Consider the following 25053-nt stretch of genomic DNA (forward strand, 5'->3'; position numbering starts at 1 on the left):
CGCAATGATGCCCCGTTGAGCGGCAAAATGCCATCACACTGAGGCATGGCCGGTGGTTTGCCCTGCCATGAGCATTCCGGTAGCTTTGCCGAACTGTTCTGACCCGTCCCTGCGACGGGGTCTTCCTTCCTCTATTTCTTTGTCACGGGCATTCGTTTCCATGGCTCAATACGTCTATACCATGCATCGGCTGAGCAAGGTCGTTCCGCCGAAACGCGAGATTCTCAAGAACATTTCCCTGTCCTTTTTCCCTGGCGCCAAGATCGGCGTGCTCGGTCTCAACGGCGCGGGTAAATCCACGCTGTTGAGAATCATGGCCGGCGTCGACAAGGAGTTCGACGGAGAGGCGCGGGCGATGCCCGACCTGAACGTGGGTTACCTGCCCCAGGAACCCGAGCTCGACCCGAGCAAAACGGTTCGCGACGTGGTTGAAGAAGCAGTCAGCAGCATCAAGGACGCCCAGGCGCGCCTCGATGAGGTCTACGCTGCCTACGCTGAACCCGATGCCGACTTCGACAAGCTGGCCGCCGAACAGGCCAAGCTCGAAGCCATCCTGCAGGCCAGCGACGGCCACAACCTGGAGCGCCAGCTGGAAGTAGCCGCCGACGCCCTGCGTCTGCCGCCCTGGGACGCCAAGGTCGAGCACCTGTCCGGTGGCGAAAAGCGCCGTGTCGCGCTGTGCCGCCTGCTGCTCTCGGCACCCGACATGTTGCTGCTGGACGAACCGACCAACCACCTGGACGCCGACTCGGTGGCCTGGCTGGAACACTTCCTCCACGACTTCCCCGGCACCGTGGTGGCGATCACCCACGACCGTTACTTCCTCGACAACGTCGCTGGCTGGATTCTCGAACTCGACCGCGGCGCGGGCATCCCTTACGAAGGCAACTACTCCGGTTGGCTGGAAACCAAATCCAACCGTCTGGCCCAGGAATCCAAACAGCAGTCGGCCCATGAGAAGGCCATGAAGGAAGAACTGGAGTGGGTGCGTAAAGGCGCCAAGGCCCGCCAGTCCAAGTCCAAGGCACGCTTGCAGCGCTTCGAGGAAATGCAATCGCAGGAATTCCAGAAGCGCAGCGAAACCAACGAAATCTACATCCCGGCCGGGCCGCGCCTGGGCGACAAGGTCATCGACTTCAAGAACGTGACCAAGGGCTACGGCGATCGCGTACTGATCGAAGACCTTTCGTTCAGCATGCCCAAGGGTGCCATCGTCGGCGTGATCGGCGGCAACGGCGCGGGCAAATCGACGCTGTTCCGCATGATCATGGGCAAGGAGCAGCCGGACTCGGGCAGCATCGAAATCGGCGACACCGTGCAGGTCGCCTGCGTGGACCAGAGCCGCGAGGACCTGGATGGCAGCAAGACGGTGTGGGAAGCGGTGTCCGACGGCTCCGACATGATCCGCATCGGCAGCTATGAAGTGCCGTCGCGCACCTACGTGGGGCGTTTCAACTTCAAGGGCGGTGACCAGCAGAAGTTCGTCAAGGACCTGTCCGGTGGTGAGCGCGGTCGCCTGCATCTGGCGTTGACGCTCAAGGAAGGCGCCAACGTGCTGCTGCTCGATGAACCGTCCAACGACCTCGACGTGGAAACGTTGCGTTCACTGGAAGAAGCCTTGCTGGACTTCCCCGGCGCGGCGATCGTGATTTCCCACGACCGCTGGTTCCTGGACCGGGTCGCCACGCACATCCTCTCCTACGAGGACAACGGCGATATCGTCTTCTTCGAGGGGAACTACACCGAGTACGAGGCCGACCGCAAGAAGCGCTTGGGCGACGCCGCCGCTCAGCCGCATCGCGTCAAATACAAGAAGTTGGCGCAGTAACGCAAACGGAGCCGAAAGGCTCCGTTTTCGTATCGGCTTTCTTACTGGTCAGAAGGGCCGAGCCTCGATGCGGGCCAAGCGAGCCATAACGCTAGTCCTGGTTGCATCCTGTCGCAGCAAGCGCCTTGACGATCTGCTCGACGAGCGCGTCCGGTTCATGGCGGATATCCATGATCAGCGCCTCGCTCTTCTCTGGCGGCTCGAGATTGGCGAGCTGATCATCCAACAGCGCAGATGCGAAAAAATGCCCGCGACGATTGGCGATGCGCTCCTCCAGCACGTCACGAGGCCCCTGCAGAAAAACCAGTCTCACATCGGCAACTTCGCCACGCAGCACATCGCGATATCGACGTTTGAGCGCCGAGCAGGCGAACACATGATCCCTTCCCTGGCGTGCCCGTTCGGCGATGGCTTCATGCATCGCTTGCAACCAAGGCTGGCGATCCTCATCGGTGAGCGGGATTCCGGCGGCCATTTTCGCCTTGTTGGCAGGTCCGTGATACTCATCGGCATCCGAGAAACCGCACCCCAGACGAGCGGCCAACTGCTCGCCAATGGTCGTTTTGCCGCTTCCAGATACACCCATGATCACGACAATCACTTGCACCCCTTGGTTTTCTTCCGGCAGTTAAAAATTCGAGGCCAGCGACAGACCCCCAGCGCCGCGCCAAGGCACGCACGCCTTCTTTTTTCGGTCATACGGGCGCACCGAAGTTCCTTGCTTCGCGGCGCGCAGTTCACAGCCGCACCGGACCATTCACGCACCAAGATGCGACACTTCGGACCATGTGGCACCTTCACGGTGCAAAAGTTGTTTGTTAGAGTCGCCGCCCAAAAAAATTTTAATGACTGCTGCTAGCGGTCCGACGAGGGCTCTTTAAATGATCGAATCCGTTGACGCCTTTCTTGCCCGTGTTAAGCAGCGCGACCCCCACCAACCAGAGTTCCATCAGGCCGTAGAAGAGGTCGTTCGCAGCCTCTGGCCCTTTCTGGAAGCCAACCCGCGCTACATGCAAGCCGGGATTCTGGAGCGGATGGTCGAGCCCGAGCGGGCAATCATGTTCCGGGTGCCCTGGGTCGACGACCAGGGTCAGGTACGGGTCAACCGCGGTTTCCGCATTCAGATGAACAGCGCCATCGGCCCCTACAAAGGCGGCCTGCGCTTCCACCCTTCGGTCAACGTCGGCGTTCTTAAATTTCTCGCGTTCGAACAGGTCTTCAAGAATTCCCTGACCTCGCTACCCATGGGCGGCGGCAAGGGCGGCTCGGACTTCAACCCCAAGGGCAAGAGCGACAACGAAGTCATGCGCTTCTGCCAGTCGTTCATGAGCGAGTTGTATCGCCACATCGGCGCCGACCTCGACGTGCCGGCTGGTGACATCGGTGTCGGCGGACGTGAAATCGGCTTCATGTTCGGCCAGTACAAACGCCTGTCCAACCAGTTCACTTCGGTCCTTACCGGCAAGGGCCTGGCCTACGGCGGCAGCCTGATTCGCCCGGAAGCCACCGGCTACGGCTGCGTCTACTTCGCAGAAGAAATGCTCAAGAGCGTACGCAGCAGCTTCGAAGGCAAGCGAGTCTCGATTTCCGGCTCCGGCAACGTCGCGCAATACGCCGCGCAGAAGGTCATGGAGATGGGCGGCAAGGTCATTTCCCTTTCCGACTCGGGCGGCACCCTGCATTTCGCTGACGGCATGACCGAAGAGCAGTGGGCCTACCTCATGGACCTGAAAAACGTGCGTCGCGGTCGCCTGGAAGAAATGGGTGCTCACTTCGGCGTGTCCTATCTGGCCGACCAGCGCCCGTGGGGCCTGCCGTGCGACATCGCCCTGCCCTGCGCCACTCAGAACGAACTGGACGGCGAAGATGCCCGCACACTGCTGAAAAACGGCTGCATCTGTGTGGCCGAGGGCGCCAACATGCCTTCCACCCTGGAAGCGGTGGATCTGTTCATCGAGGCCGGCATCCTCTACGCGCCGGGCAAAGCCTCCAACGCCGGCGGCGTGGCCTGTAGCGGCCTGGAAATGAGCCAGAACGCCATGCGCCTGCACTGGACCGCCGGCGAGGTGGACACCAAGCTGCACAGCATCATGCAGTCCATCCATCACGCCTGCGTCGCCTACGGCGAAGAAAACGGCCGCATCAACTACGTCAAAGGCGCCAACATCGCCGGCTTCGTCAAGGTTGCGGACGCCATGCTGGCGCAGGGCGTGGTTTAAAAGCAGCTGGAAGCCTGAAGCTGAAAGCAAAGCCCCTGCCGGATCGTCCGGCGGGGGTTTTTCGTTTTCTAAGGCTGGCTTTGTAGGGCGGGCCGGCGGCGTTCCGCCTCAGTCCACCGCGACAACAGCAAGGTTGGTGGGCTGAAGCCCACCCTACCTATTGACACCAAATGCGCCCGCAACCGTAGGGTGGGCTTTAGCCCACCACGACAGCCTCAAGCTCGGAACATTGGGCTGAAGTCCACCCTACGCTTCTTCGTCCAGCCTTAAAGCCTCCAGCGCTTTTCGGTTTTCCCTTACCAATAATTCTCCACCGCCACCTGACCCGGCCTGCGGGTTAGCGCCAGGTTGAGGTCGCGTGTCTTGAGGATGGTGCGGGTATCTTCAATCATCTGCGGGTTGCCGCAGAGCATGATGCGCGAATGCTCCGGCTCCAGCTTCAGATCGGCGGCGCGCTCCAGCTCGCCGCTTTCGATCAGCGTGGTGATGCGCCCGTTCAGCGCACCGGGTACTTGCTCGCGGGTAACGACCGGCAGGTAGGTCAGCTTGCTGCCTAGCCCATCCAGATATTCGCGCTCCGGCAGTTCGCGGATCAGCTGCTGATATGCCAGCTCCGCTTCAGTACGTGCGCTGTAGACAAGCACGATGCGCTCGAAGCGTTCCCACACCTCTAAACCCTGCAGGATCGAGAGAAACGGCGCCAGCCCGGTACCGGTGGCCAGTAACCAGAGATCGCGCCCGTCGGGAAAACGGTCCAAGGTCAGAAAGCCGAAGGCCTGCTTGTCGATCAGCAGCTCGTCGCCGGGCTCCAGACGGCTCAGCTCGCTGGTGAACTCGCCGTCCGGCACCACGATGGAGAAGAAGTCGAGAAACTCGTCGTGCGGTGCCGACACCATCGAATAGGCCCGCCAGACGATGCTGCCACTGGGCTTGCGCACACCCAGCCGGGCGAACTGTCCGGCGGTGAAACGGAAGCCTGGATCGCGCGTGGTGCGCAGGGTGAACAGGCTGGGCGTCAACGTCTGCACCTCGAGCAGGCGCTGGCGGGTGAACTTCTCTTCGCTGACGGTCATACTTCGCTCCCTTCGCGGACATCTGCGGATTCGAGGGTTAGGCCCTTGATACACCTTTCCGACGCCCACAAACACCGCCAGTTCTTATGCCTATTCTCGAATCCCCGTATGCGCGCCTCGACCTGATCCGCCAGCCCGAGCAACCGAACGAACCACTACAGGCGTTCGATGCCGCCGACGAGTATCTGCTCGCACATCTACACGCGCAGGGGTTGCCGGCCGACGCGCGGGTGCTGGTACTCAATGACGGTTTCGGCGCCCTGGCCGCCTCGCTGGCACCCCACGCGAAGGTGACCAGCAGCGGCGACTCCCATCTCGCGAACCTGGCGTTGCAGAAGAATCTGGCACGCAACGGCATGCCGGCCGACAGCGTTGCCTTCATTCCCGCCAGCCAGGTCGCCGGCGGCCCGTTCGATTTGGTGTTGATTCGCGTGCCCAAGACCCTGGCACTGCTGGAAGAACAGCTGATTCGTTTGTACGGCCAGCTGGCATCCGGCGCTCAGGTAATCGCCGCTGCGATGATCAAGCATCTGCCGCGAGCAGCCGGCGATCTGCTGGAAAAGTACATCGGCCCGGTGCAGGCCTCGCTGGCGGTGAAGAAAGCGCGTTTGCTGACGGCGACCCCCGTCGAAAAACCGGTACCAATATCGCCCTACCCCACGCGCTACCGTCTCGATCAGCCAGCCATCGAATTGACCAACCACGCCAACCTGTTCTGTCGCGAAGACCTGGACATCGGCACGCGCGCCTTCCTGCCGCACCTGCCCAAGGCACTCGGCGATCTGCGTGTGGCGGATCTGGGATGCGGCAACGGCGTGCTCGGCATCGTCTATGCGCTGAGCAATCCGCAGGCGCAACTGACGCTGGTGGATGAGAGCTATATGGCGGTGCAGTCGGCCCAGGAGAATTGGCAGGCGATCCTCGGCGAACGCCCCGCTGACATTCGCGCTGGTGACGGTCTGGCCGAACAGCCGGCCGGCTCGCTGGATCTGGTGCTGTGCAACCCACCCTTTCACCAGCAACAGGTGGTCGGCGACTTCCTCGCCTGGCGCATGTTCACCCAGGCCAAGGCGGCGCTGAGCAAGGGCGGCGAGCTGTGGATCGTCGGTAACCGCCATCTGGGTTATCACCTGAAACTCAAACGGCTGTTCGGCAAGGTCGAGCAAGTCGCGGCGACGCCCAAGTTCGTGATCCTGCGAGCGATCAAGGCGTGAGCGAGGCACCGGTTCGCCTGAGCACGCAGGGTGGACCGGGCGGCGCTCCGCTTCAGACACCACGAGGCTGCCAGTATCACTCTATGGTGGTGGTCTAAAGTCCACCCTACGGGCTGTAGCGTTCCGCGCCCCCCAATGTAGGGTGGGCTTCAGCCCACCAGAGACGCTCACCGCTTCCAGCCGCCCTAGAGCAACTTATCCATCGTGATCGGCAGATCCCGCACCCGTTTCCCCGTGGCGTGATAGATGGCATTAGCCACCGCTGCCGCGACACCGACATTGCCGATCTCGCCGACGCCCTTGGAGCCGAGCGCGTTGACGATCTCGTCTTTTTCCTCGACGAAGATCACGTCCACCTCACCGATATCGGCGTTCACCGGAACGTGATACTCGGAAAGGTTGTGGTTCATGTAGCGGCCCAGCGCGTGGTCGATCATGGTCTCCTCGTGCAGCGCCTGGCTGATGCCCCAGACCACGCCGCCAGCGATCTGGTTACCGGCTGTTTTCGGGTTGACGACGCGCCCGGCTGCCACAGCGCTGACCACGCGACTCACCTTGACGGTGCCCAACGTCTCGTCCACCCGCACTTCGACGAACACGGCCGAATGCGTGGCAGTGGAATATTCGTTGCGCTTCTCGCCCGGTTCGATGCTCACTTCGGCCTCGAGTACGCCAGTGACCGCGACGACCTGCTCGATCTCGACGCTGTGCGCGGGCGCCGCCTTCAGCCGCATCTGGCCGTCGACGAACTCCACGTCGTCGAGTTTGGCTCCGGTGAACGGCGACACCGGTGTCTGCTGCGCGGTATCCAGTATCTTCTGGCACAGCGCTTCACAGGCCTGCTGCACAGCGCTCCCCACCGAGGAAACGGTCGCCGAGCCGCCCTCCAGCGGAGCCTGGGAAAGGTTCGAATCGCCCAGGCGGAACTCCACGCGCTCCATCGGCAGTCCCATAGCGGCCGCCGCGATCTGCGTCATCACCGTGTAGGTGCCGGTGCCGATATCCGCCGTGGCGCTGCTAACCACGAGCCGGCCATCGGGCTCGATGCAGGCCTTGGCGCTGGCCGGCATCTGCATCGCCTCCCAGACGCCGGTGGCCAGTCCCCAGCCGATCAGCTGATTACCGTCGCGCATGGAACGCGGCTCCATCGACCGGTGCGACCAACCGAAGCGTTCGGCGCCCTGCTCGTAACACTGGCGCAGTTCCTTGCTGGAATAGGGCTTGTCCTCGTTACCGTTGCGCTCGGCATAGTTGGTCAGGCGCAGCGTTAGCGGATCGACCTTTGCCGCATAGGCCAGCTCATCCATGGCGCATTCCAGGGCGAATACGCCGATGGCCGCGCCGGGCGCGCGCATGTCCAGAGGGGTGTAAACGTCCAGCGGCACCAGCTGGTAATCCAGCTTCACGTTGGGACATTGATAAAGCATCCCCGACCACTCGACTTCATGTTCGGTGAAGTCTTCGAACGACGACGTCTGGCCGATCGCCTGGTGGCTGATCGCCTCCAGCTGGCCGTTGGCCGCCGCGCCGATGACAAAACGCTGCACAGTCCGCGGGCGATAACCAAATGTGAACATCTGCTGGCGCTTGAGCGTGACGCGCACCGAGCGCTTGAGCTTGAGCGCCGCCATCACTGCCAGCGGCAGCTGATGCTGCGGTCGCAGGCCGGAACCAAAAGCGCCGCCGACAAAGGGCGAGAGCACGCGGATCTTACCCTCCATGCCGAACACGCCTTCCACATAGCGCATGCAGTTCTGCACGCCCTGGGTCTTGTCGTAGATTTCCAGCTTGCCTTCGGGCAGGTAGTGAACGGTGGATGCGTGCGGCTCCATCGGGTTGTGATGTTCCACCGGCGTGCTGTATTCCAGATCGAGCCTGAGTGGTGTGCCACGCAGCGCGGCGTCCACGTCGCCACGCGGCGGCGGCAGTTCGGCCGGCGCCTTGTGCGCGTTTTGCAATTCACTGAGCAGGTCGGTCCGGTGGGGCTCGCGGTCGTATTCCACCCGCACCAGGCTGCCGGCATAACGGGCCAGCTCGAGGTTTTCCGCCACCACCAGCGCAATCGGCTGGCCGCTGTAGAGGATGCGGTCGTTGAACAGCGGACGGAATGGCGAGCCTTCCGCCGCATCGTCGTCCTCGTAAGGTTCGTCATAACTGGCGATTGGCGGGCGATTCTGGTGGGTCAGCACCAGCACCACGCCGGGCACCGCTTCGGCCGCGCTGGCATCGATGTTGACGATCCGGCCACGAGCAATGCCGCTGTTGACGACGCTGCCATAGAGCAGGCCCGGCACATGGAATTCGCCGGCATAGCGTGCCTGGCCGGTGACCTTGAGCGGTCCGTCGACGCGATCGATGGGCTGGCCAAAAGGGGAAGTGGCGGGTCTCATCGGGCGGCTCCTTTGGCGGCGTCGGTCAGGGCTCGGACGATGACGCGCCGGCTCAGCTCGATCTTGAAGGCGTTGTGCTCGAAGCCGCTGGCGCCTTCGAGCAGGGCATCGGCCGCTGCGGTGAAGGCGGGCTCATCCGGCGCCTTGCCGATCAGCAGGGCTTCAGCTTCATGCTTGCGCCACGGCTTATGCGCCACGCCGCCCATGGCGATGCGGGCGCTGCGAATGGTGTCGCCGTCCAGCTCCAGCGCGGCTGCGACCGAGACCAGTGCAAAGGCATAGGAGGCGCGGTCGCGCAGCTTGAGGTAGCTGCAATGTGCGGAAAAGCCCTGCGCCGGCAGCTCGACTGCAGTGATCAGTTCGCCCTCGGCCAGCGTGTTGTCGCGCTCCGGCGTTTCATCGGGCAAGCGATGGAAATCAGCAAAGGCAATACGCCGCTCGCCCTGCGGGCCCTGCACAATCACTACGGCCTCCAGTGCCGCCAGCGCCACGCACATGTCGGAGGGATGTACCGCGATGCAGGCCTCGCTGTGGCCGAGAATCGCGTGAATGCGATTGAGGCCATCACGCGCCGGACAGCCGCTGCCGGGCTCACGTTTGTTGCACGGCGTGGGGCTGTCATAAAAGTAGTAACAACGGGTGCGCTGCAACAGGTTGCCGCCAGTGGTGGCCATGTTGCGCAGCTGCGGCGAGGCGCCGGCGAGAATCGCTTGGGACAGCAGCGGATAGTGTTGTTGCACCCGCGGATGCCAGGCCAGATCCGAATTGCTCACCAGTGCGCCGATACGTAGACCGCCATCGGCAGTTTCCTCGATATCACTCATCGGCAACTGGGTGATGTCGATCAGCTGCGCCGGACGGGTGACGTTTTCCTTCATCAGATCGAGCAGATTGGTGCCGCCGGCGATATAGCGGCTGTCCGGGCGAAACAGACTTATGGCTTCGTCGATCGCGGCGGGGCGCGCATAGCTGAAAGGATTCACGGCTTTACCTCCCGTACGGCGGTCAGGCGGTCGCGGGTCTGCGGCATTGCGTCTTCGATAGCCGCAAGGATGTTCGGATAGGCGCCGCAGCGGCACAGGTTGCCGCTCATCTGTTCGCGTAGCTCATCGCGTGTCCGAGCGTGACCTTCGGCGACCAGCCCCACCGCCGAGCAAATCTGCCCTGGCGTGCAATAGCCGCACTGAAAGGCGTCGTGGCTGACGAAGGCAGCCTGCATCGGATGCAGTTCTTCGCCTCGGGCCAAGCCCTCGATAGTGGTCAGCTGCGCACCGTCGTGCATGATCGCCAGGGTCAGGCAGGAATTGATCCGTTTGCCATTGAGCAACACCGTACAGGCGCCGCATTGACCGTGGTCGCAGCCCTTTTTGGTGCCGGTCAATGACAGCTGTTCGCGCAGCAGATCGAGCAGCGTGGTCCAGGGATAGACCTCGACTTGGCGGTTCTCGCCATTCAACTCAAGGGTAATGGAGCAGGCGGCAATCCCACCTGCAGCGGAAGATGTTTCGCTCATGGCAGCCTCACGGTTCGGGAGTCATCCGCGACCTGTTCTGCGCAGGTTCGCCGAGGACCTCAGGCATCTGGTGCGCTGTCCGTGCGTCTTGGCGTACGACTGCCCAGGCAGGAAGAACGTTCAGCCGGATGACGGGGTGGCCCGTGAGCGAATGCCCGTAAGGCGATGGCAATCGATGTGCCAGCTGGCGAAACCCGCTGGTCACGCAATGGGAAATTCAACCCGCCGCGGGGCCGGTGTAAGATGCGCCGCCTTGGCGAGTAACCCGCTTATAGGCTTTGCTGTAGCGAGACTGCCCCCGAGAGGCAGACATCACCCAACCGCCAGGCCACGACCGGCACACAAGGGGATTCACCATGCTGGAGAAGCTGTTCCAACTCAAGGCGCACAACACCACGCTGCGCACCGAGGTTTTGGCCGGTATCACCACCTTCCTGACGATGGCCTACATCCTCTTCGTCAACCCGAGCATCCTCGCCGAAACCGGCATGGATCACGGCGCGGTGTTCGTCGCCACCTGTCTCGCCGGTGCCATCGGTTCGGCAATCATGGGGCTGCTGGCCAACTACCCGATCGCGCTGGCGCCGGGCATGGGCCTGAACGCCTTCTTCACCTACACCGTGGTGCTGACCATGGGTTACACCTGGCAGACGGCGCTGGGTGCAGTGTTTCTCTCCGGTGCGATCTTCTTCCTGCTGTCGATCTTCAAGATCCGTGAATGGATCATCAACAGCATTCCACTGCCCCTGCGCGCCGGCATTGCGGCAGGCATTGGCCTGTTCCTGGCGATCATCGCGCTGAAGAACGCCGGCATCGTGGTGGACAACCCGGCCACCCTGGTGGGCCTGGGCGACCTTTCTGCCGGCGGCCCCCTGCTGGCCTGCCTGGGCTTCTTCGTCATCGCTGCGCTGGCGTACCGCAAGGTCACTGGCGCGGTGATGATTGGCATCCTGCTGGTGACCGGCCTGTCGATCCTGCTCGGGCTGTCGGAGCTCGATGCCGTGGTCTCGATGCCGCCATCGCTGGCGCCGACCTTCATGCAGCTGGATATCGCCGGCGCGCTGGATATCGGCCTGATCAGCGTGATCTTCGCCTTTCTCTTCGTCGATCTGTTCGACACCTCCGGCACCCTGATCGGCGTGGCGCAGAAGGCCAATCTGCTGGACAAGGACGGCAAGATGCCGCGCCTGGGCCGCGCCCTGCTGGCCGATAGCACCGCGACCATGGCCGGTGCGGCGCTCGGCACCTCCACCACCACCAGCTACATCGAATCCGCCGCCGGCATCAGTACCGGCGGCCGCACCGGCTTGACCGCCTGCGTGGTCGCGCTGCTGTTCCTGCTCAGCCTGTTCTTCGCGCCGCTGGCCGGTGCCGTGCCGGCTTATGCCACGGCGCCGGCCCTGCTGTTCGTCGCCGTGCTGATGATGAGCAGCCTGGCCGGCATCGACTGGGACGACATGACCGTCGCCGCGCCGGTGGTGGTTGCCGCCCTGGCCATGCCACTGACCTTCTCCATCGCCAACGGCATCGCCTTCGGCTTCATCGCCTGGACCGCGGTCAAGCTGCTGGCCGGTCGCTGGCGCGAACTGAGCCCGGCAATGTGGATCCTGTCGATTCTGTTCGTGATCAAGCTGGGCTTTTTCAACGGCTGAGCTAGCGGTGTTATCGGTGGGCTGAAGCGGACCGCCGCTCGGTCCGCCCTACGAGGTTATGCACTGTTATCGGTGGGCTAAAGCCCACCCTACAAGGCCATGCACGGTAGCGTGGGCCGGGCGGCGGTCCGCTTCAAGCTCACCTTTTCCGCCCCATCCCGCCCCACCTCACCCACCCGCAGCCCCTGACAATACCGCCCCAGCTCCGTACAATCGGCGCCCCCATCGGTGGGCGCGAGCCCAGCCTTCGTCATCGATCGCCGCGCGGACACGCCGCGGCCACCACGCAACGGCCGCCACCATGACTCATCTTCGCTTCGACCCCGCCACCTACGACACTCAACTCGCCACCAAGGCCGAGCGGCTGCGCGAGCTGCTGACGCCGTTCGACGCGCCGGCGCCGGAAGTCTTCGATTCGCCGCGCGAGCACTACCGGCTGCGCACCGAATTCCGTCTGTGGCGCGAGGCTGGTCAGCGCCATTACGCCATGTTCGAGCCGGGCGATAACCGAACGCCGATCCTGATCGACGACTTTCCCATCGCCAGCCGCCGCATCAACGAGTTGATGCCGCAACTGAAAGCCGCCTGGCAGGCCAGCGAAGCACTGAGTTTCAAGCTGTTCCAAGTGGAATTTCTCACCACCCTGGCGGGCGATGCACTGATCACCCTCGCCTATCATCGTCCGCTGGACGAGGCCTGGCAGACCGCCGCCGAGCAGTTGAGCGAGGAACTGGGCGCGAGCATCGTCGGCCGCTCGCGCGGCAAGCGCATCGTCATCGGCTGTGATTACGTGGAAGAGGAACTGGTGGTGGCTGGCCGCAGCTTCCGCTATCGCCAGCCGGAAGGCGCCTTTACCCAGCCCAACGGCAAGGTCTGCCAGAAGATGCTGAACTGGGCGTTCGAGGCGTTGGGCGAGCGCGACGACGACCTGCTGGAGCTCTACTGCGGCAACGGCAACTTCACCCTGCCGCTGGCCACTCGCGTGCGTAAAGTGCTGGCCACCGAGATCAGCAAGTCCTCGGTGAATGCCGCACTAAGCAACCTCGACGACAATGGCATCGACAACGTCAGTCTGGTGCGCCTCTCGGCCGAGGAACTGACCCAGGCGCTCAACGAGGTGCGCCCGTTCCGCCGGCTGGCTGACATCGACCTGAAGAGCTATGACTTCGGCAGCGTTTTCGTCGACCCGCCTCGCGCCGGCATGGATCCGGACACCTGCGAGCTGACCCGTCGCTTCGAGCGCATCCTTTACATCTCCTGCAACCCAGAGACGCTGGCGCAGAACATTGCCCAGCTGCACGACACTCATCGCATCGAACGCTGCGCGCTGTTCGACCAATTCCCCTATACCCACCACATGGAATCGGGCGTGCTGCTGGTGCGCCGCGGCTAACGCCTGAACCCAGCAGCAGCGCGCGGACTGGTTATCTGACGGGCGAATCCGGCGTCGTTTCCAGCGATGGGCCGTCTGGATCACCCCGCCGGAACGGCTCAAGGCCTGACGCAGGCTCATGGTCGGCTGGCGCCGCTGGTCCGTCACCCAGGCGAAACGGCTTGGGCGGCCCGTCATCGATCAGGGGCCGTTTGGGCCGGGGTTCCACTTCTGGCTCGGTAACAGGCACACCCACCGAACGTTCACGCATCAGCAGCAACGCGACTGCAGCGAGCAACGCGGCACCTACCCGATAGATCAACGAGGCCAGGTCGAAACCGATCAACTCACCGCCGTCCAGCCACAAGGATCCAAGCCGCCCCGCAACCAGCGCCAGCATCGTGATCACCAGCATCGTCAGCGCCGCCCGGACACGCTCCGGCGCGCGCATGGCCCAGAGCAGAAACAGCGCCAGCCCCAACTGCAACCCACCGTAATAGACGCGCATATGGCTGACCGAGGCGGTCTCCATCAGCAGCATCCCGTTCAGATTGGCCATCTCATAAGGCCGCAGCCAATAAGCCAGGCTCAAACCAATCATGACCACGGCCTGAACAATCAGAACGAAACGGGCAAAACGCATCGAAAACTCTCCTGATAGCGGCTGCGCACCACAGTGGTCATCGGACCGAAACGCCCCGCTTTGGTTCGCCCCACAATTAAACCAATGCGCCCGAAACTGCGACATTTGCACACAGGCCGATACTTGGGCACCAAGGCGTCTTGGCGGTATGCTGCCGCGAATCCCGCCCGGAGGAATTTCCATGCGCCGTCTTCTGTTCGCTACCGCCCTTTTCGCCAGCCTTGCTCAGGCAGCCGAGCCCATCGCCATCGATGTACACCGCGACGCCAACTGTGGCTGCTGCAAGTCCTGGATCAAGCATCTCGAGGAAAACGGCTTCGAAGTGACCGATCACGTCGAAACCGACATGGCATCGGTCAAAGCCAAGCTTGGCGTGCCGCACCGCCTGGGCTCTTGCCACACCGGCGTGATCGACGGCAAGTTCGTTGAAGGCCATGTACCTGCCAGCGATATTCTCAAGCTTCGTGCTCAGCTGGATTTGCTAGGCGCGGCCGTGCCCGGCATGCCCATGGGCTCCCCAGGTATGGAGATGGGTGGCCGCAAGGATGCCTACCAGGTCATTGGCCTGAGCAAAGACGGCGAACAGTCGGTACTCACCGACTACCCGGTGCGTTGAGCGAAAACAGACGAAGCGCAAGCCGCCGGCTGAATTAGCGGCCAACATGAGAGGTCTATCCACCAGCACTGTCTGGTAGAAGGACTCATGTATGCGTTGGAAGAAAGCACGACGCAGTGACAACGTGGTGGATGCTCGTGGCCGACGTGGCGGCATCGGGGGCGGCCGTCTGAGTCTGGCAGGCGTGGCGGTGGTGGTCGTGATCGGACTGTTGTCCGGTCAGGATCCACTGCAGATTCTTGGCCAGCTGGCCAACCAGGCAGGCCCGGCTCCCACTCAGCAGAGCGACACACCGGCGCGCGGCGACGATCCGCAGGTGGCCTTCGTCCAGGCGATCCTGGGAGATACCGAAGACACTTGGCGCGCCTTGTTTCAGCAAGCCGGCGAGCAATACCGCGACCCGACGCTGGTGCTTTTTCGCGGCGGCGTCAATTCAGCATGTGGTTTCGCCAGTTCGGCGGTCGGACCCTTCTATTGCCCTGGCGACCGCCAGGTGTACCTCGATCTGCAATTCTTCGACGAGATGGCCTCACGGTTCTCCGCGGCAGGGGACTTCGCTCAGGCATACGTCATCGCTCACGAAGTGGGTCATCACGTGCAGACGTTGCTAGGCGTGTCTCAGCAGATGCAGGCCGCACGCCAGCGCGGCGCCCGCATGGAAGGCGACAACGGTTTGCTGGTTCGCCAGGAGCTGCAGGCCGATTGCTTCGCGGGTGTCTGGGCATACCATGCGCAGCAGCGCCATGACTGGCTCGAAGAAGGCGATCTGGAAGAAGCCCTGAATGCGGCCAATGCCATCGGCGACGACAACCTGCAGAAGCAGAGCCAGGGACGCGTCGTGCCGGATGCCTTCACCCATGGCACCTCGGCGCAGAGGGTGAAGTGGTTCCGTACCGGCTTCGACAGTGGCGAGCCGGGCCGCTGCGACACCTTTCAGGCAAGTCGTCTCTGAGCGATCAATCCCCCTCGCCCACCCAACTGTAGATCGGCGCGTCGGCGCTGCTCTGCACCTTGACCTGAGCATTGTGGCGCAGGCGCACCAACAGGCGCTTCGCCACCTGCGCGCTGCCGCTCATGGCTTCCAGCTCGGCCAACAGCTGCGGCCCCTCCATTCGCCCCACATCGCGTAACAATTGCTGAGCGCCGAGCCAGTGCGGGTCGATGCCGTCTTCGGTTGATGCCTGCATACTCTGCACGTTGGCGCTCGCCGGCAGCTGCCGCGCCAGCTGTGCCCAATCCTGTTCATCCAGTTCCACACTAAGATCCACCGGCAACTCACCGATATGCCCACGAATTCGAATCATCTCTCATCTCCCGAAAAGCCATGGCATGGTCACATGACTATTAACGGGCTGGCCAGTCTCGGTACGCATTTGTTATAACGTAACGACTTTAAAGTCGGGAGCTCGTCATGTATCACCTTTCGCTCGCACTACCCTTCATCCTTTTATCCACCCTCGCCCAGGCACACCCGGCACCTGATCATCAGCACGGCAACCTGGGGGCCCATGTACATGGCGCAGCGGAGCTGGATGTTGCATTGGAGCGCGCTGAGCTGGACATCGAACTGCGCAGCCCGGCGATGAATCTGGTCGGCTTCGAGCATACGCCGGGCAGCACGGCGGACGAGCGCAAGGTTGCCGACGCGCGCAAGCAGCTCGAACAGCCAGCCGCACTGTTTGGTTTACCTGCATCCGCCGGCTGCGAGTTGAAAACGGTCGAGCTGGAAAGCCCGCTGTTCCACCCAAACGCCGAAACGGCTGAGCACGCGCATGAACATCACGACCATGACAGCCAGCACAGCGACATTCACGCTCGCTACCGCTATGACTGCGCGAATCCCGAGGCGCTGCAGGGAATCAATCTGCAGAAGCTGTTCGAAGCCTTTCCGGCTACCGAGCAGATCCAGACACAACTGATCGGTCCAAACGGCCAGCGCGGCGCGCAGCTGACTACCGAACATCCACAGCTGGACTTCTGACCCGACGCGGCCTGCCGCAACCCGATCATGAGCCAGTAAACTCCCGAATCACCCGTAACGATCCAGAACATTCAATGACCGCTCCACTGCTCGAACTCAACGAACTCGGCTTCGCCTGGCCAAACCAGGCGGAGCTGCTCGACATCCCCAAATTCGAACTGGAGCGAAACCAGAGTTTGTTTCTCAAAGGACCGTCCGGCAGCGGCAAAACCACACTGCTCGGCCTGATCGGCGGCGTGCAGAAAGCCCAGCGCGGAACGGTTCGCCTGCTCGGCTCGGATCTCGCCACGCTGTCTTCCGGTGCACGGGATCGCTATCGGGTCGATCACACCGGCTATATCTTTCAGCAATTCAATCTGCTGCCATTTCTTTCTGTCGCTGAGAACGTCAGCCTGCCTTGCCGCTTTTCGACACTGCGCGCCGAGCGTGCCCGTCAGCGTCACGGTAGCGTTGCGCAGGCGACCGCGAGCCTGTTGGCGCATCTTGGGCTATCCGAAGCGTTGTTCGAACGACGCGCCGAAGCGCTGTCCATCGGACAGCAGCAACGTGTCGCCGCGGCGCGGGCGTTGATCGGCCAACCGGAGCTGGTCATTGCCGACGAACCCACTTCGGCGCTGGATGCGGACAGCCGCGAAGCCTTTCTCCAGTTGTTGTTCGCCGAATGCCGCGAAGCCGGTTCGAGCCTGTTGTTCGTCAGCCACGACCAGAGCCTGGCGCCGCTGTTCGACCGCAGCCTGTCGCTGAGCGACCTCAACCGCGCCAGCCGCGCCATGGAGGTTTGATCGTGTACCTGTTGCGTCTGGCCCTGGCGAGCCTGATCAATCGCCGCTTCACCGCCCTGCTCACGGTATTCGCCATCGCCTTGTCGGTGTGCCTGTTGCTCGCTGTCGAGCGCGTGCGCACCGAAGCCCGCGCCAGCTTTGCCAGCACTATCAGCGGCACCGATCTGATCGTCGGCGCCCGCTCCGGCTCGGTGAATCTGTTGCTGTACTCGGTGTTTCGTATCGGCAACGCGACCAACAACATTCGCTGGGATAGCTTCGAGCATTTCGCCGAGCATCCGCAGGTGGACTGGGCGGTTCCCATCTCGCTGGGTGACTCCCACCGTGGCTATCGCGTGCTGGGCACCAGCGCCGACTATTTCGAACATTACCGCTACGGTCGCAAGCAAGCCCTGCAACTTGCCGAAGGCCGGCCCTTTGCCGACGATCCCTTCGAAGTGGTCCTTGGCGCCGAGGTCGCGCGGGCATTGAACTACACGCTGGACGAACAGCTGGTGCTGGCACACGGAGTCGCGACGGTCAGCCTGATCAAGCACGACGACAAACCGTTCCGTGTGGTGGGCATCCTGCAACGCACCGGGACACCGGTCGATCGCACCTTGCACATCAACCTCGCTGGGATGGAAGCGCTGCATATCGACTGGCAGAACGGCATGCCGGCGCGGGGCGCTGCGCGTATCGATGCCGAACAGGCACGCCAGCTCGCGTTGCAACCGCAACAGATCACCGCATTTCTGCTCGGCCTGAACAGCAGGATCGCGACCTTCACCCTGCAGCGCGAGATCAACCAGTATCGCGGCGAGCCGCTGCTGGCGATCCTGCCCGGCGTCGCCCTGCAGGAGCTCTGGAGCCTGATGGGCACGGCGGAAAAGGCACTGTTCGTGGTTTCGCTGTTTGTCGTGCTGACCGGACTCATCGGAATGCTGACGGCGATCCTGACCAGCCTCAACGAGCGACGCCGGGAGATGGCAATCCTGCGTTCGGTAGGCGCTCGGCCCTGGCATATCGGCGGCCTGCTGGTGGCCGAGGCCTTCAGCCTGGCGCTGGCCGGTGTGCTGCTCGGCCTGTTGTTGCTATATGTAGCCATCGCCGTGGCCCAGACGCCGCTGCAGGCCGAGTACGGCCTTTACCTGCCGCTGGCTTGGCCCAGCGCTTATGAATGGTCGCTGCTTGCCGCGATACTGCTGGCCGGGCTGCTGATGGGCAGCGTGCCCGCCTGGCGTGCTTATCGGCAGTCGCTGGCCGATGGCCTGTCGATACGACTATGAGGATGACCGTGCCAAATCTGTTGCTTGCTGCCCTGCTGATCCTTGCGGCCAATCTCGCAATCGCCGATGTGCGCGAGTTGCAGTGGTCGGACCTGATTCCCGCCGACGCCCCGCCACCCCCGCCTCCCGTCGCGATGCACGATATGTCGCAACTGGCCGATGCGCTGGCTGCCGAAACCGGCCCAGCCGCCACGCAACAATCTCCCGCCGCACCAGTGGTCGAAGCACTGGACGGCATCCAGGCGAAGTTGCCGGGCTACATCGTGCCGCTGGACATGAGTGAGGACGGTCGCGTTACCGAGTTTCTGCTGGTGCCTTATTTCGGTGCGTGCATTCACGTTCCACCACCACCCTCGAACCAAATCGTGCATGCCACCAGCGAGTTGGGTGTGAAGGTCGATCAGCTCTATCAGCCCTTCTGGATCGAAGGTCCGCTTCGCGTCGAGCACGCCAGCAGCGAATTGGCCGAAGCCGGGTATCGAATGTCGGCAGAGAAGATCTATTTCTACGAACTGGAGTGAGAAAGCAACGCTGTCCGCTTCCTGGGGACGCGGCGCGCCGGATACGAAGCTTGAGCTTTGTAGGGTGCGTTCCACGCACCGAGCGGATCAAAGAGCGAAATGATCCAGAGGGGGCGTCCATATACATCAACATCGGTGCGCGGAGCGCACCCTACGATGACTCGCTTACGTTTCAGTTGACGCGGGCGATCTGACGCTCGCGCTCGAAACTCAGCTCACCTTCGGCCCATTCACGCCAAGCGCGTACCTGGCGCCGCTCTGCTCCGGCACGCTCGGCTTGTTTCAGCGCGTCGAGCCCGGCCTGCCAGCGGGCCTGCTCAAGCTCCAGCTGAGCCACATTCATCCAAAACTTGGCGCTCGCCGTCTGCGCGGCCAGCTGACGATAGATCGTCGCGGCAGCAGCCCGCTCGCGCGCCTGCCACCAGAGCATGCCCAAGCGCTCGTGACGGCTGGCATTGCTCGCCAGCAAACGCGACTCAAGCATCCCTTCAAGCAGCTTGGCACCCTGCCAGGGCTGATCCGCAGCGCTGGCCAGCAGCACCAGATTATCCAGCTCCGATTCACTGAAACGCAGGCCTTTGGCATGCGCGGCACGCAGCGTGGCAAGCGCCTTGTCCTCATCACCCGCCATCTGCTGCAGCCCGGCCAGTTGACGCCAAATCTTGGCCTCATTCGGATGGCGCGACAGCAACTTGCGCTGCCACCGCTCCGCTGTCTCATAACGCTTCAGCTCGGCGTTGCCCGCAACCAGGAACTGCAGCCAGGTATCCGCCGCGCTGGGGTTGGCCTGCACGTAGCGCTCGGCCAGCGGAAGTGCCTTGCTGTGCTGGCCGAGGCCCTGATAGGCCTGCACCAGCATTTGCAGTACTTCCTCGCTTGCCTGGGCCGGCGAACCCAGCAGGCTGATCACCTTGGCATAACGTCGCTCGATCAGATTAAGTTTCGCCAGATTGAGCCGTTCGTTGGGCAGCACCGCCTCGTCCAGTTTGCCGCTCCTGATCGCCTTGTCGAGCAACTCCAGCGCCTGACGGTTGTTGCCTTCGGCCCAGGCCAGATACGCCCGGCTACGCCACAACAGCGCCTCTTCGACACTGCCGACTTTGGCCTCGGCTTGCGTAAGCGCGTTTCGCGCGGCGTTGTAATCGCCTTTTTCCTGCGCGGTCTGCGCGCGCTCAAGCGCCTTGAACACCAACGGGTCGATGGTCTGGGCCGCCTGCGTCGAGACAGCGAACAACAATGAGATCAACAGCAGCAAACGAGGCATGTCAGCGTTCTCCTTGCAGGCGGAAGTGCAGAGTTTTTACCGCTTCACGCGATACCGCCGCGCCGTTTTCGGTACGCGGCGCGAAACGCCAGCGCGCGGCGGCACGGCGAGCTTCACGATCGAACACATTGCGTGGCGAGGCTTCCAGAACACGGATGTTCTCGACTTTGCCAGCTGGCGTGATGGTAAAGGCCAGCTTGATATGACCTTCGATGCCACGCTGGCGAGCGCGATACGGATACTCGGGACGGACATCATTCAGCGGCATGACTTCCTGCTCTGGGCCGCCGGATGGCGCCGCTGCTTCCCCAACTGCGGCCGCAGCGGGTGGAGGCGCCGGCGTTGCGGCCGGTGCCGCTGCGGTCAGACCGCTCAGGCTCGGCGCTGGCGCGCTGGCGACAGACAGACCGCTATCGATATTGGGCAATTGCAGGTCGAGTTTCGGCAGATTGGCACTGGGGCTGGCCATGCTCGGCGTGGGCGGGGTTGGCGGTTGTGGTGTCTTCGGTTGCGGCGGCTCTGGAGCCTGCTGTCGCGAACGAGTCGAGGCGCTTTCGTTGCGGCTGTCCATGCGCACGAAATTGGCGATCGCCACAGGATCGTCTGCCACCTCACTGCGCGGCGGGGTGACCATGCTCAACATCAAGGCGAACAACAGCAACGCCACCACGCAAGCAGCGACGAACGACAACCCGATCCGGCCCAGTCCGCGGACCATCACTGCACTCCCGAACTGGCAGCGAGCGCCACGTCCCGGACCCCGGCCAGACGCGCCTGATCCATGACCTGAACCACGAGACCGGTGCGCGCATCCTGATCGGCCTGCACCACCACGGCGCCCTCGGGCTGGTCGACGCGCATGCGCTCGACGTGCGCACGCACGCTGCGTACATCCACCGCCTGCTTATCTATCCAGACCTGACCTTCAGCCGTTACCGCAATCAGGATGTTGCCCTTGTCCTGCGCGCTGGCGGTATCGGCCTGCGGGCGTTGAACCTCGACACCGGACTCCTTGATGAAGGAGCTGGTGACGATGAAGAAGATCAGCATGATGAAGACCACGTCGAGCATCGGCGTCAGGTCGATGCCGGTGTCTTCTTCCTGCTGGTGGTGACGACGCATACGCATCCGTTAATCCTCAATCGTGACGCAGCTGGTCGGCCAGCCGGTCGAGAGCCAGTCGCGCGATTCGCTCGAGGCGCGCCAGGCTGAACAGTCCAGTGATGGCCAGCACCATGCCGGCCATCGTCGGCAGGGTCGCCTGCCAGACGCCCGCGGCCATGCCACGAGGGTTGCCGGTGCCGTTAAGCGCCAGCACGTCGAATACCGCGATCATGCCGCTGACGGTGCCAAGCAGGCCGAGCAGCGGACACATCGCCACCAGGGTCTTGCTCATCCGCAACGGGCCGGAGAGCTGCTGCTGGGCCTGGGCCAGCCAGGTACTGCGCACCGCGCGCTGCCAGCTACCGGGCTCATCGCCCAGCCGCGCCCAAGCCTGGCGACGTGTCTCGGCCCAGCGCGGAAAGACCCGCCGCATGAACCACAGGCGTTCGAACACCAGCGTCCAATAGAGCACGCACAATCCAGCCAGCGCCCACATCACCACGCCACCCGCAGCCATGAAGTCGAGCAGCGCGTGTCCGCTATCGACCAGACGCAGCCAGCTACCGTGCAGATCATTCACGGCGCGGTGTCCCCGACAGATGCAGCGCGATCAGGCCGGCGCTTTGTTGTTCCAGCAATTGAATCAGCGCCTTGCTGCGGCTGGCCAGCAAGCTATGCAGAAACAACAGCGGAATCGCCACAACCAGCCCCAGCACCGTAGTCACCAGCGCCTGGGAGATGCCGTCAGCCATCAGCCGCGAATCACCGCCACCGCTTTGGGTAATGGCTTGGAAGGTCACGATCATGCCGGTCACGGTACCCAGCAACCCGAGCAGCGGCGCTACGGCGGCCAGGAGTTTGAGTAGCGGTTGCCCACGCTCCAGCGGCGGCGTTTCTTGAAGAATCGCTTCGTCGAGTTTCAGTTCGAGGGTTTCCAGATCGGACAATTGCGGCTTAGGCCCGAGCACTCCAATGATACGGCCCAGCGGGTTGTCATCGCGCGGCTTGTTCAGCTCATTCATCTGCCGGCCCACACCGCGCCCGACACCAGTCAGGTAGACCATGCGCCAGATCGCCAACAGCAGGCCGATGGCGCCGAGCACCAAGATGACCCAGCCGACTAGACCGCCCTGCTGAACCCGATCCCATAATTGCGGCTGGCGCTGCAGCTGTGCCAGCAACGAGCCGCGGGTTGGATCGATCGGCAGTGTCGCCAGCGCGTCGCCGTCGCTCAGGTAATCATCGACCAGGCCCAACCCGGCAGGTTGCCGCGCCGGAGCCAGAAGCTCACCGGCATCACTGTCGTAACGCAGGAAGGCATCATCAGTGAATACGGAGAAAGCACCGACCCGTAGCACCGATTCAACGCTGCGCTGACCGTCGGCGCCCACGACCGGTAGCTCAACCCGCTCGACTCGCCCACTGGCGGCAAGGTCTTCGAGCAAGGTCATCCAAAAGCCATCCAGATCTTCTGCGGACGGAAGCGCACGGCTTTCGGCCAGCGCCTTCAGCCGCGCCAGTCGATCCGGATACTGCGCATTGAGCAGACTGTCCTGCCACTGGCCAGCGATATCACCTGCGCTCTGGCGAACCACGCCGAACAGCTCGCCGAGATGCCCAACCCGCTGTGCCAGTAGTGTTTCCTGCTCAGCCAGTTCGGCCTCCTGACGATCGAACTCGGCTTTCAGACGCTCGGCTTCGGCCTTCTGCCTTTCAAGCGCGGCGTTGGCACGCGCCAGCAGTTGCGCTTGCTCACTGCGATTCTGGATAAACGCCTGCTCACGCGCCTGCATGGCCTCGACCTCCGCGGCGCGCTCGCTGCGAATGCGTTGCAGCAGCTGATCTGGAGTCAGCGGTTCGGCTGCCTGAGCCAGCGCCGGCAACAAGCCGATCAGCAAAACGGTCAATAAACGGTTCATTGCGTCGCCTCCTTGGCCAGGGTCTTCACCGGCAGTTCGAGCCAGCTGGGCGCTTGCTGCTGACGCGCAATGGCAATTGCCTTGGTGATTGGCCGGCGGGCGCTTGCATCAAGCGTCTCCCACGCACCGGTTTGGGGATTCCACCAACCGCTCTCATGCGCATCGAGTGTCTGGTAATAGAGCATCGTCCGTCCTAGACGCAGAAATTCAACGCTACGGCTGCCGCCCTCGACCGGCAGCTCGCCGCGCCAGGCCTCCAGCGTTCTGCCGTAATCGCTTTCGATCTGATAGGCCTCGAGGATTCGACGGTATTTCTCGGCCAGACTGATATCCGCGCGCGCCTGCATGTCCTGCAAGCTGGCCAGGCGGTCGGCGCGCTCGTCGGGAAGGAACGGCAAGTCCGCCGCGATGAACTCTTCGAGCACATCGATCATCTGCCCCATCTGAGGCGCAACGGCCTCCTGGGTGCGCTCGATACTGTCCAGCTGACGCTGAAAACCTTCGAGTTCCTTACGTTGCCCCGCGGTGAGCTCGGTCAGCTGCTTGTTATAGGCCTCCAGCGCCTCCGCCTGCTGCACAGCGTTGCGATAGTCGTTGAGCATCTGCCGAGTGGCATCGTCGAGCTGCTCGATGCGTGCTTGCGATGCCTTGGCCTCCGCTGCCAGACGCTGACTTTCGTCCAGTGCAGCATCCAGCGGAGCTGCGTGAAGCTGAACGCAGCATGGCAACACGGCGACCGCCAAGAGGCGGGGGATAAGGGCTTGCATTAAATGGATCCTTGCAGACGAAGGTCAAACTCGAAAGAGAAACATTATCATCTAGGTGAACAAAGGAAGGCAACCCAGGGCAATACGTCGCAGCCCAGGCAAAGCGAAGCGTTTCGTTGAGCTGGATCAAATTCGGCGGAGTAGCGCGCCCTACCATGGCTCCAACGCAACAGATCACGTCTCGATGGAGCTCATTATGCGCAAGACCCTGTTTACCGCTTCCGTGCTGGCCATGGCCCTCGCCGCCCCCCTCGCCCAGGCCCATCAGGCGGGTGATGTGATTCTGCGCGCCGGTGCCATTACGGTTGATCCGCATGAGGATAGCGGCGATATCTATGTAGGCGCGCTTTCGACCAGCGTTCCAGGAACAAAGGCTACCCTCGATAGCGACACCCAGCTGGGCCTGAACTTCGCCTATATGTTGACCGACAAGATCGGCATTGAATTGCTCGCTGCAAGCCCCTTCACCCACGACGTGGGGGTTTCCGGCATGCCTGGCGGGTTTGCAGGCCTGAACGGAAAGTTGGGCGAACTCAAGCACCTACCGCCGACCCTCAGCCTCGTTTACTACCCGCTCGACAGCAAGTCCGCATTCCAGCCCTACGTCGGTGCGGGGATCAACTACACATGGTTCTTTGACGACAAGCTCACCAGCGAAGCTGAGGGCAAGGGCTTCAACGGGCTGGACATGAAGGATTCATGGGGCTTAGCGGCCCAAGTGGGCATAGATTACATGCTGACCGAGAACGTGATGATCAACGCTCAGGTACGCTATATCGATATCGACACTACCGGCACAACGAGCTATGGCGGAGCCAAAGTTAAGGTCGATGTAGATGTCGACCCGATGGTCTACATGGTCGGTCTCGGCTACAAATTCTGACGAAACCAGAACCACCGGATCGTTGAGCAAAGCAAAGGCGCCCT

At 62.7% G+C, this 25053-nt stretch carries 25 protein-coding genes; 12 read left to right on the forward strand and 13 right to left on the reverse strand.

Annotated elements, in window-relative coordinates:
• Window positions 1-160 precede the first annotated feature (160 nt).
• Window positions 161-1828 (forward strand): energy-dependent translational throttle protein EttA, encoded by a 1668-nt coding sequence (gene ettA, locus E0D86_RS20615; RefSeq protein ID WP_131651898.1) that lies wholly within the window; start codon window positions 161-163, stop codon window positions 1826-1828.
• Between the two features lie 91 nt (window positions 1829-1919).
• On the opposite strand, the gene E0D86_RS20620 is transcribed toward ettA, so the two are convergent.
• Window positions 1920-2429: a gluconokinase gene (locus E0D86_RS20620; RefSeq protein WP_131651899.1), complete on the reverse strand. Its 510-nt coding sequence runs from the start codon at window positions 2427-2429 to the stop codon at window positions 1920-1922.
• A 280-nt stretch (window positions 2430-2709) separates the two neighbouring features.
• Here E0D86_RS20620 and gdhA point away from each other — a divergent pair, with 280 nt between their 5' ends.
• The gene (gene gdhA / locus E0D86_RS20625) at window positions 2710-4047 is read left to right on the forward strand and encodes an NADP-specific glutamate dehydrogenase (RefSeq protein ID WP_131651900.1); all 1338 of its coding nucleotides are present in this window, start codon (window positions 2710-2712) and stop codon (window positions 4045-4047) included.
• A gap of 296 nt (window positions 4048-4343) precedes the next feature.
• Here the strand turns inward: gdhA and E0D86_RS20630 are convergent, their stop codons facing one another.
• A complete protein-coding gene (locus E0D86_RS20630) occupies window positions 4344-5120 on the reverse strand; it encodes a ferredoxin--NADP reductase (RefSeq protein WP_131651901.1) in 777 nt (258 codons plus the stop codon).
• Between the two features lie 86 nt (window positions 5121-5206).
• On the opposite strand from E0D86_RS20630, the gene E0D86_RS20635 reads away from it, so the two are divergent.
• Complete coding sequence (locus E0D86_RS20635) at window positions 5207-6334, forward strand: class I SAM-dependent methyltransferase (protein ID WP_131651902.1); 1128 nt, start codon at window positions 5207-5209, stop codon at window positions 6332-6334.
• Window positions 6335-6519: 185 nt separating this feature from the next.
• On the opposite strand, the gene E0D86_RS20640 is transcribed toward E0D86_RS20635, so the two are convergent.
• Genes E0D86_RS20640 through E0D86_RS20650 form a run of 3 tightly spaced genes read right to left on the reverse strand, consistent with a single transcriptional unit; the run spans window position 6520 to window position 10237 of the window.
• Entirely contained in the window at window positions 6520-8724 is a 2205-nt protein-coding gene (locus tag E0D86_RS20640; protein WP_131651903.1) for a xanthine dehydrogenase family protein molybdopterin-binding subunit, read from the reverse strand.
• The gene (locus E0D86_RS20645; protein WP_131651904.1) at window positions 8721-9707 is read right to left on the reverse strand and encodes a xanthine dehydrogenase family protein subunit M; all 987 of its coding nucleotides are present in this window, start codon (window positions 9705-9707) and stop codon (window positions 8721-8723) included. The genes E0D86_RS20640 and E0D86_RS20645 overlap by 4 nt, the downstream gene beginning before the upstream one ends.
• Complete coding sequence (locus E0D86_RS20650) at window positions 9704-10237, reverse strand: (2Fe-2S)-binding protein (protein ID WP_131651905.1); 534 nt, start codon at window positions 10235-10237, stop codon at window positions 9704-9706. Before E0D86_RS20650 ends, E0D86_RS20645 begins: the two co-directional genes overlap by 4 nt.
• Window positions 10238-10593: 356 nt before the next feature.
• Here E0D86_RS20650 and E0D86_RS20655 point away from each other — a divergent pair, with 356 nt between their 5' ends.
• Window positions 10594-11889, forward strand: a complete 1296-nt coding sequence (locus tag E0D86_RS20655; RefSeq protein WP_131651906.1) for an NCS2 family permease — start codon at window positions 10594-10596, stop codon at window positions 11887-11889.
• 301 nt (window positions 11890-12190) lie between these two features.
• Window positions 12191-13282 carry a tRNA (uridine(54)-C5)-methyltransferase TrmA gene (gene trmA / locus E0D86_RS20660; protein ID WP_131651907.1) on the forward strand — a complete coding sequence of 364 codons (1092 nt, stop codon included), beginning with the start codon at window positions 12191-12193 and terminating at the stop codon, window positions 13280-13282.
• Window positions 13283-13313: 31 nt separating this feature from the next.
• On the opposite strand, the gene E0D86_RS20665 is transcribed toward trmA, so the two are convergent.
• Window positions 13314-13904, reverse strand: coding sequence for a DUF4345 domain-containing protein (locus E0D86_RS20665; RefSeq protein ID WP_131651908.1), 591 nt, complete (start codon window positions 13902-13904; stop codon window positions 13314-13316).
• Between the two features lie 181 nt (window positions 13905-14085).
• Here E0D86_RS20665 and E0D86_RS20670 point away from each other — a divergent pair, with 181 nt between their 5' ends.
• Window positions 14086-14520, forward strand: coding sequence for a DUF411 domain-containing protein (locus E0D86_RS20670; protein ID WP_131651909.1), 435 nt, complete (start codon window positions 14086-14088; stop codon window positions 14518-14520).
• A 91-nt stretch (window positions 14521-14611) separates the two neighbouring features.
• Complete coding sequence (locus E0D86_RS20675) at window positions 14612-15472, forward strand: neutral zinc metallopeptidase (protein ID WP_131651910.1); 861 nt, start codon at window positions 14612-14614, stop codon at window positions 15470-15472.
• Between the two features lie 4 nt (window positions 15473-15476).
• Here E0D86_RS20675 and E0D86_RS20680 read toward each other — a convergent pair whose 3' ends face one another.
• Window positions 15477-15824, reverse strand: coding sequence for a hypothetical protein (locus E0D86_RS20680; RefSeq protein ID WP_131651911.1), 348 nt, complete (start codon window positions 15822-15824; stop codon window positions 15477-15479).
• A gap of 107 nt (window positions 15825-15931) precedes the next feature.
• Here E0D86_RS20680 and E0D86_RS20685 point away from each other — a divergent pair, with 107 nt between their 5' ends.
• From E0D86_RS20685 to E0D86_RS20700, 4 genes are all read left to right on the forward strand, one after another.
• Window positions 15932-16501, forward strand: a complete 570-nt coding sequence (locus tag E0D86_RS20685) for a DUF2796 domain-containing protein (RefSeq protein WP_131651912.1) — start codon at window positions 15932-15934, stop codon at window positions 16499-16501.
• A 74-nt stretch (window positions 16502-16575) separates the two neighbouring features.
• Window positions 16576-17283 carry an ABC transporter ATP-binding protein gene (locus tag E0D86_RS20690; RefSeq protein ID WP_131651913.1) on the forward strand — a complete coding sequence of 236 codons (708 nt, stop codon included), beginning with the start codon at window positions 16576-16578 and terminating at the stop codon, window positions 17281-17283.
• Window positions 17284-17285: 2 nt separating this feature from the next.
• On the forward strand, window positions 17286-18551 hold the full coding sequence (locus tag E0D86_RS20695) for an ABC transporter permease (protein WP_131651914.1): 1266 nt from the start codon (window positions 17286-17288) through the stop codon (window positions 18549-18551).
• An 8-nt stretch (window positions 18552-18559) separates the two neighbouring features.
• Window positions 18560-19072, forward strand: a complete 513-nt coding sequence (locus E0D86_RS20700; protein ID WP_131651952.1) for a DUF3299 domain-containing protein — start codon at window positions 18560-18562, stop codon at window positions 19070-19072.
• A 172-nt stretch (window positions 19073-19244) separates the two neighbouring features.
• Here the strand turns inward: E0D86_RS20700 and E0D86_RS20705 are convergent, their stop codons facing one another.
• The 6 genes from E0D86_RS20705 to E0D86_RS20730 are packed head-to-tail and all read right to left on the reverse strand — an operon-like array spanning window position 19245 to window position 24126.
• Window positions 19245-20336, reverse strand: a complete 1092-nt coding sequence (locus E0D86_RS20705) for a lipopolysaccharide assembly protein LapB (RefSeq protein WP_131651915.1) — start codon at window positions 20334-20336, stop codon at window positions 19245-19247.
• A 1-nt stretch (window position 20337) separates the two neighbouring features.
• Complete coding sequence (locus E0D86_RS20710) at window positions 20338-21054, reverse strand: energy transducer TonB (protein ID WP_131651916.1); 717 nt, start codon at window positions 21052-21054, stop codon at window positions 20338-20340.
• Entirely contained in the window at window positions 21054-21464 is a 411-nt protein-coding gene (locus tag E0D86_RS20715) for a biopolymer transporter ExbD (RefSeq protein ID WP_131651917.1), read from the reverse strand. Before E0D86_RS20715 ends, E0D86_RS20710 begins: the two co-directional genes overlap by 1 nt.
• Before the next feature lie 10 nt (window positions 21465-21474).
• Complete coding sequence (locus tag E0D86_RS20720) at window positions 21475-21957, reverse strand: MotA/TolQ/ExbB proton channel family protein (RefSeq protein WP_231752250.1); 483 nt, start codon at window positions 21955-21957, stop codon at window positions 21475-21477.
• 55 nt (window positions 21958-22012) lie between these two features.
• On the reverse strand, window positions 22013-23359 hold the full coding sequence (locus E0D86_RS20725; RefSeq protein WP_131651919.1) for a MotA/TolQ/ExbB proton channel family protein: 1347 nt from the start codon (window positions 23357-23359) through the stop codon (window positions 22013-22015).
• A complete protein-coding gene (locus E0D86_RS20730; RefSeq protein ID WP_131651920.1) occupies window positions 23356-24126 on the reverse strand; it encodes a DUF3450 domain-containing protein in 771 nt (256 codons plus the stop codon). Before E0D86_RS20730 ends, E0D86_RS20725 begins: the two co-directional genes overlap by 4 nt.
• Before the next feature lie 196 nt (window positions 24127-24322).
• On the opposite strand from E0D86_RS20730, the gene E0D86_RS20735 reads away from it, so the two are divergent.
• Window positions 24323-25009: an OmpW family protein gene (locus E0D86_RS20735; RefSeq protein WP_131651921.1), complete on the forward strand. Its 687-nt coding sequence runs from the start codon at window positions 24323-24325 to the stop codon at window positions 25007-25009.
• The last annotated feature ends 44 nt before the right edge of the window (window positions 25010-25053 follow it).

Origin of the sequence: Pseudomonas sp. IC_126, from assembly GCF_004331835.1 — a bacterium.
GTDB lineage: Bacteria > Pseudomonadota > Gammaproteobacteria > Pseudomonadales > Pseudomonadaceae > Stutzerimonas.

What these genes read in the sequence shown, in the direction of transcription:
- E0D86_RS20675 (WP_131651910.1), top strand. Translation starts at nt 14,612, where the DNA reads ATGCGTTGGAAGAAAGCACGACGCAGTGACAACGTGGTGGATGCTCGT.
- E0D86_RS20715 (WP_131651917.1), bottom strand. Translation starts at nt 21,464, where the DNA reads ATGCGTATGCGTCGTCACCACCAGCAGGAAGAAGACACCGGCATCGAC.
- E0D86_RS20650 (WP_131651905.1), bottom strand. Translation starts at nt 10,237, where the DNA reads ATGAGCGAAACATCTTCCGCTGCAGGTGGGATTGCCGCCTGCTCCATT.
- E0D86_RS20720 (WP_231752250.1), bottom strand. Translation starts at nt 21,957, where the DNA reads ATGGCTGCGGGTGGCGTGGTGATGTGGGCGCTGGCTGGATTGTGCGTG.
- E0D86_RS20735 (WP_131651921.1), top strand. Translation starts at nt 24,323, where the DNA reads ATGCGCAAGACCCTGTTTACCGCTTCCGTGCTGGCCATGGCCCTCGCC.
- E0D86_RS20725 (WP_131651919.1), bottom strand. Translation starts at nt 23,359, where the DNA reads ATGAACCGTTTATTGACCGTTTTGCTGATCGGCTTGTTGCCGGCGCTG.
- E0D86_RS20640 (WP_131651903.1), bottom strand. Translation starts at nt 8,724, where the DNA reads ATGAGACCCGCCACTTCCCCTTTTGGCCAGCCCATCGATCGCGTCGAC.
- trmA (WP_131651907.1), top strand. Translation starts at nt 12,191, where the DNA reads ATGACTCATCTTCGCTTCGACCCCGCCACCTACGACACTCAACTCGCC.
- E0D86_RS20685 (WP_131651912.1), top strand. Translation starts at nt 15,932, where the DNA reads ATGTATCACCTTTCGCTCGCACTACCCTTCATCCTTTTATCCACCCTC.
- E0D86_RS20635 (WP_131651902.1), top strand. Translation starts at nt 5,207, where the DNA reads ATGCCTATTCTCGAATCCCCGTATGCGCGCCTCGACCTGATCCGCCAG.
- E0D86_RS20730 (WP_131651920.1), bottom strand. Translation starts at nt 24,126, where the DNA reads ATGCAAGCCCTTATCCCCCGCCTCTTGGCGGTCGCCGTGTTGCCATGC.
- E0D86_RS20670 (WP_131651909.1), top strand. Translation starts at nt 14,086, where the DNA reads ATGCGCCGTCTTCTGTTCGCTACCGCCCTTTTCGCCAGCCTTGCTCAG.
- E0D86_RS20710 (WP_131651916.1), bottom strand. Translation starts at nt 21,054, where the DNA reads ATGGTCCGCGGACTGGGCCGGATCGGGTTGTCGTTCGTCGCTGCTTGC.
- ettA (WP_131651898.1), top strand. Translation starts at nt 161, where the DNA reads ATGGCTCAATACGTCTATACCATGCATCGGCTGAGCAAGGTCGTTCCG.
- E0D86_RS20690 (WP_131651913.1), top strand. Translation starts at nt 16,576, where the DNA reads ATGACCGCTCCACTGCTCGAACTCAACGAACTCGGCTTCGCCTGGCCA.
- E0D86_RS20665 (WP_131651908.1), bottom strand. Translation starts at nt 13,904, where the DNA reads ATGCGTTTTGCCCGTTTCGTTCTGATTGTTCAGGCCGTGGTCATGATT.
- E0D86_RS20655 (WP_131651906.1), top strand. Translation starts at nt 10,594, where the DNA reads ATGCTGGAGAAGCTGTTCCAACTCAAGGCGCACAACACCACGCTGCGC.
- E0D86_RS20630 (WP_131651901.1), bottom strand. Translation starts at nt 5,120, where the DNA reads ATGACCGTCAGCGAAGAGAAGTTCACCCGCCAGCGCCTGCTCGAGGTG.
- E0D86_RS20680 (WP_131651911.1), bottom strand. Translation starts at nt 15,824, where the DNA reads ATGATTCGAATTCGTGGGCATATCGGTGAGTTGCCGGTGGATCTTAGT.
- gdhA (WP_131651900.1), top strand. Translation starts at nt 2,710, where the DNA reads ATGATCGAATCCGTTGACGCCTTTCTTGCCCGTGTTAAGCAGCGCGAC.
- E0D86_RS20705 (WP_131651915.1), bottom strand. Translation starts at nt 20,336, where the DNA reads ATGCCTCGTTTGCTGCTGTTGATCTCATTGTTGTTCGCTGTCTCGACG.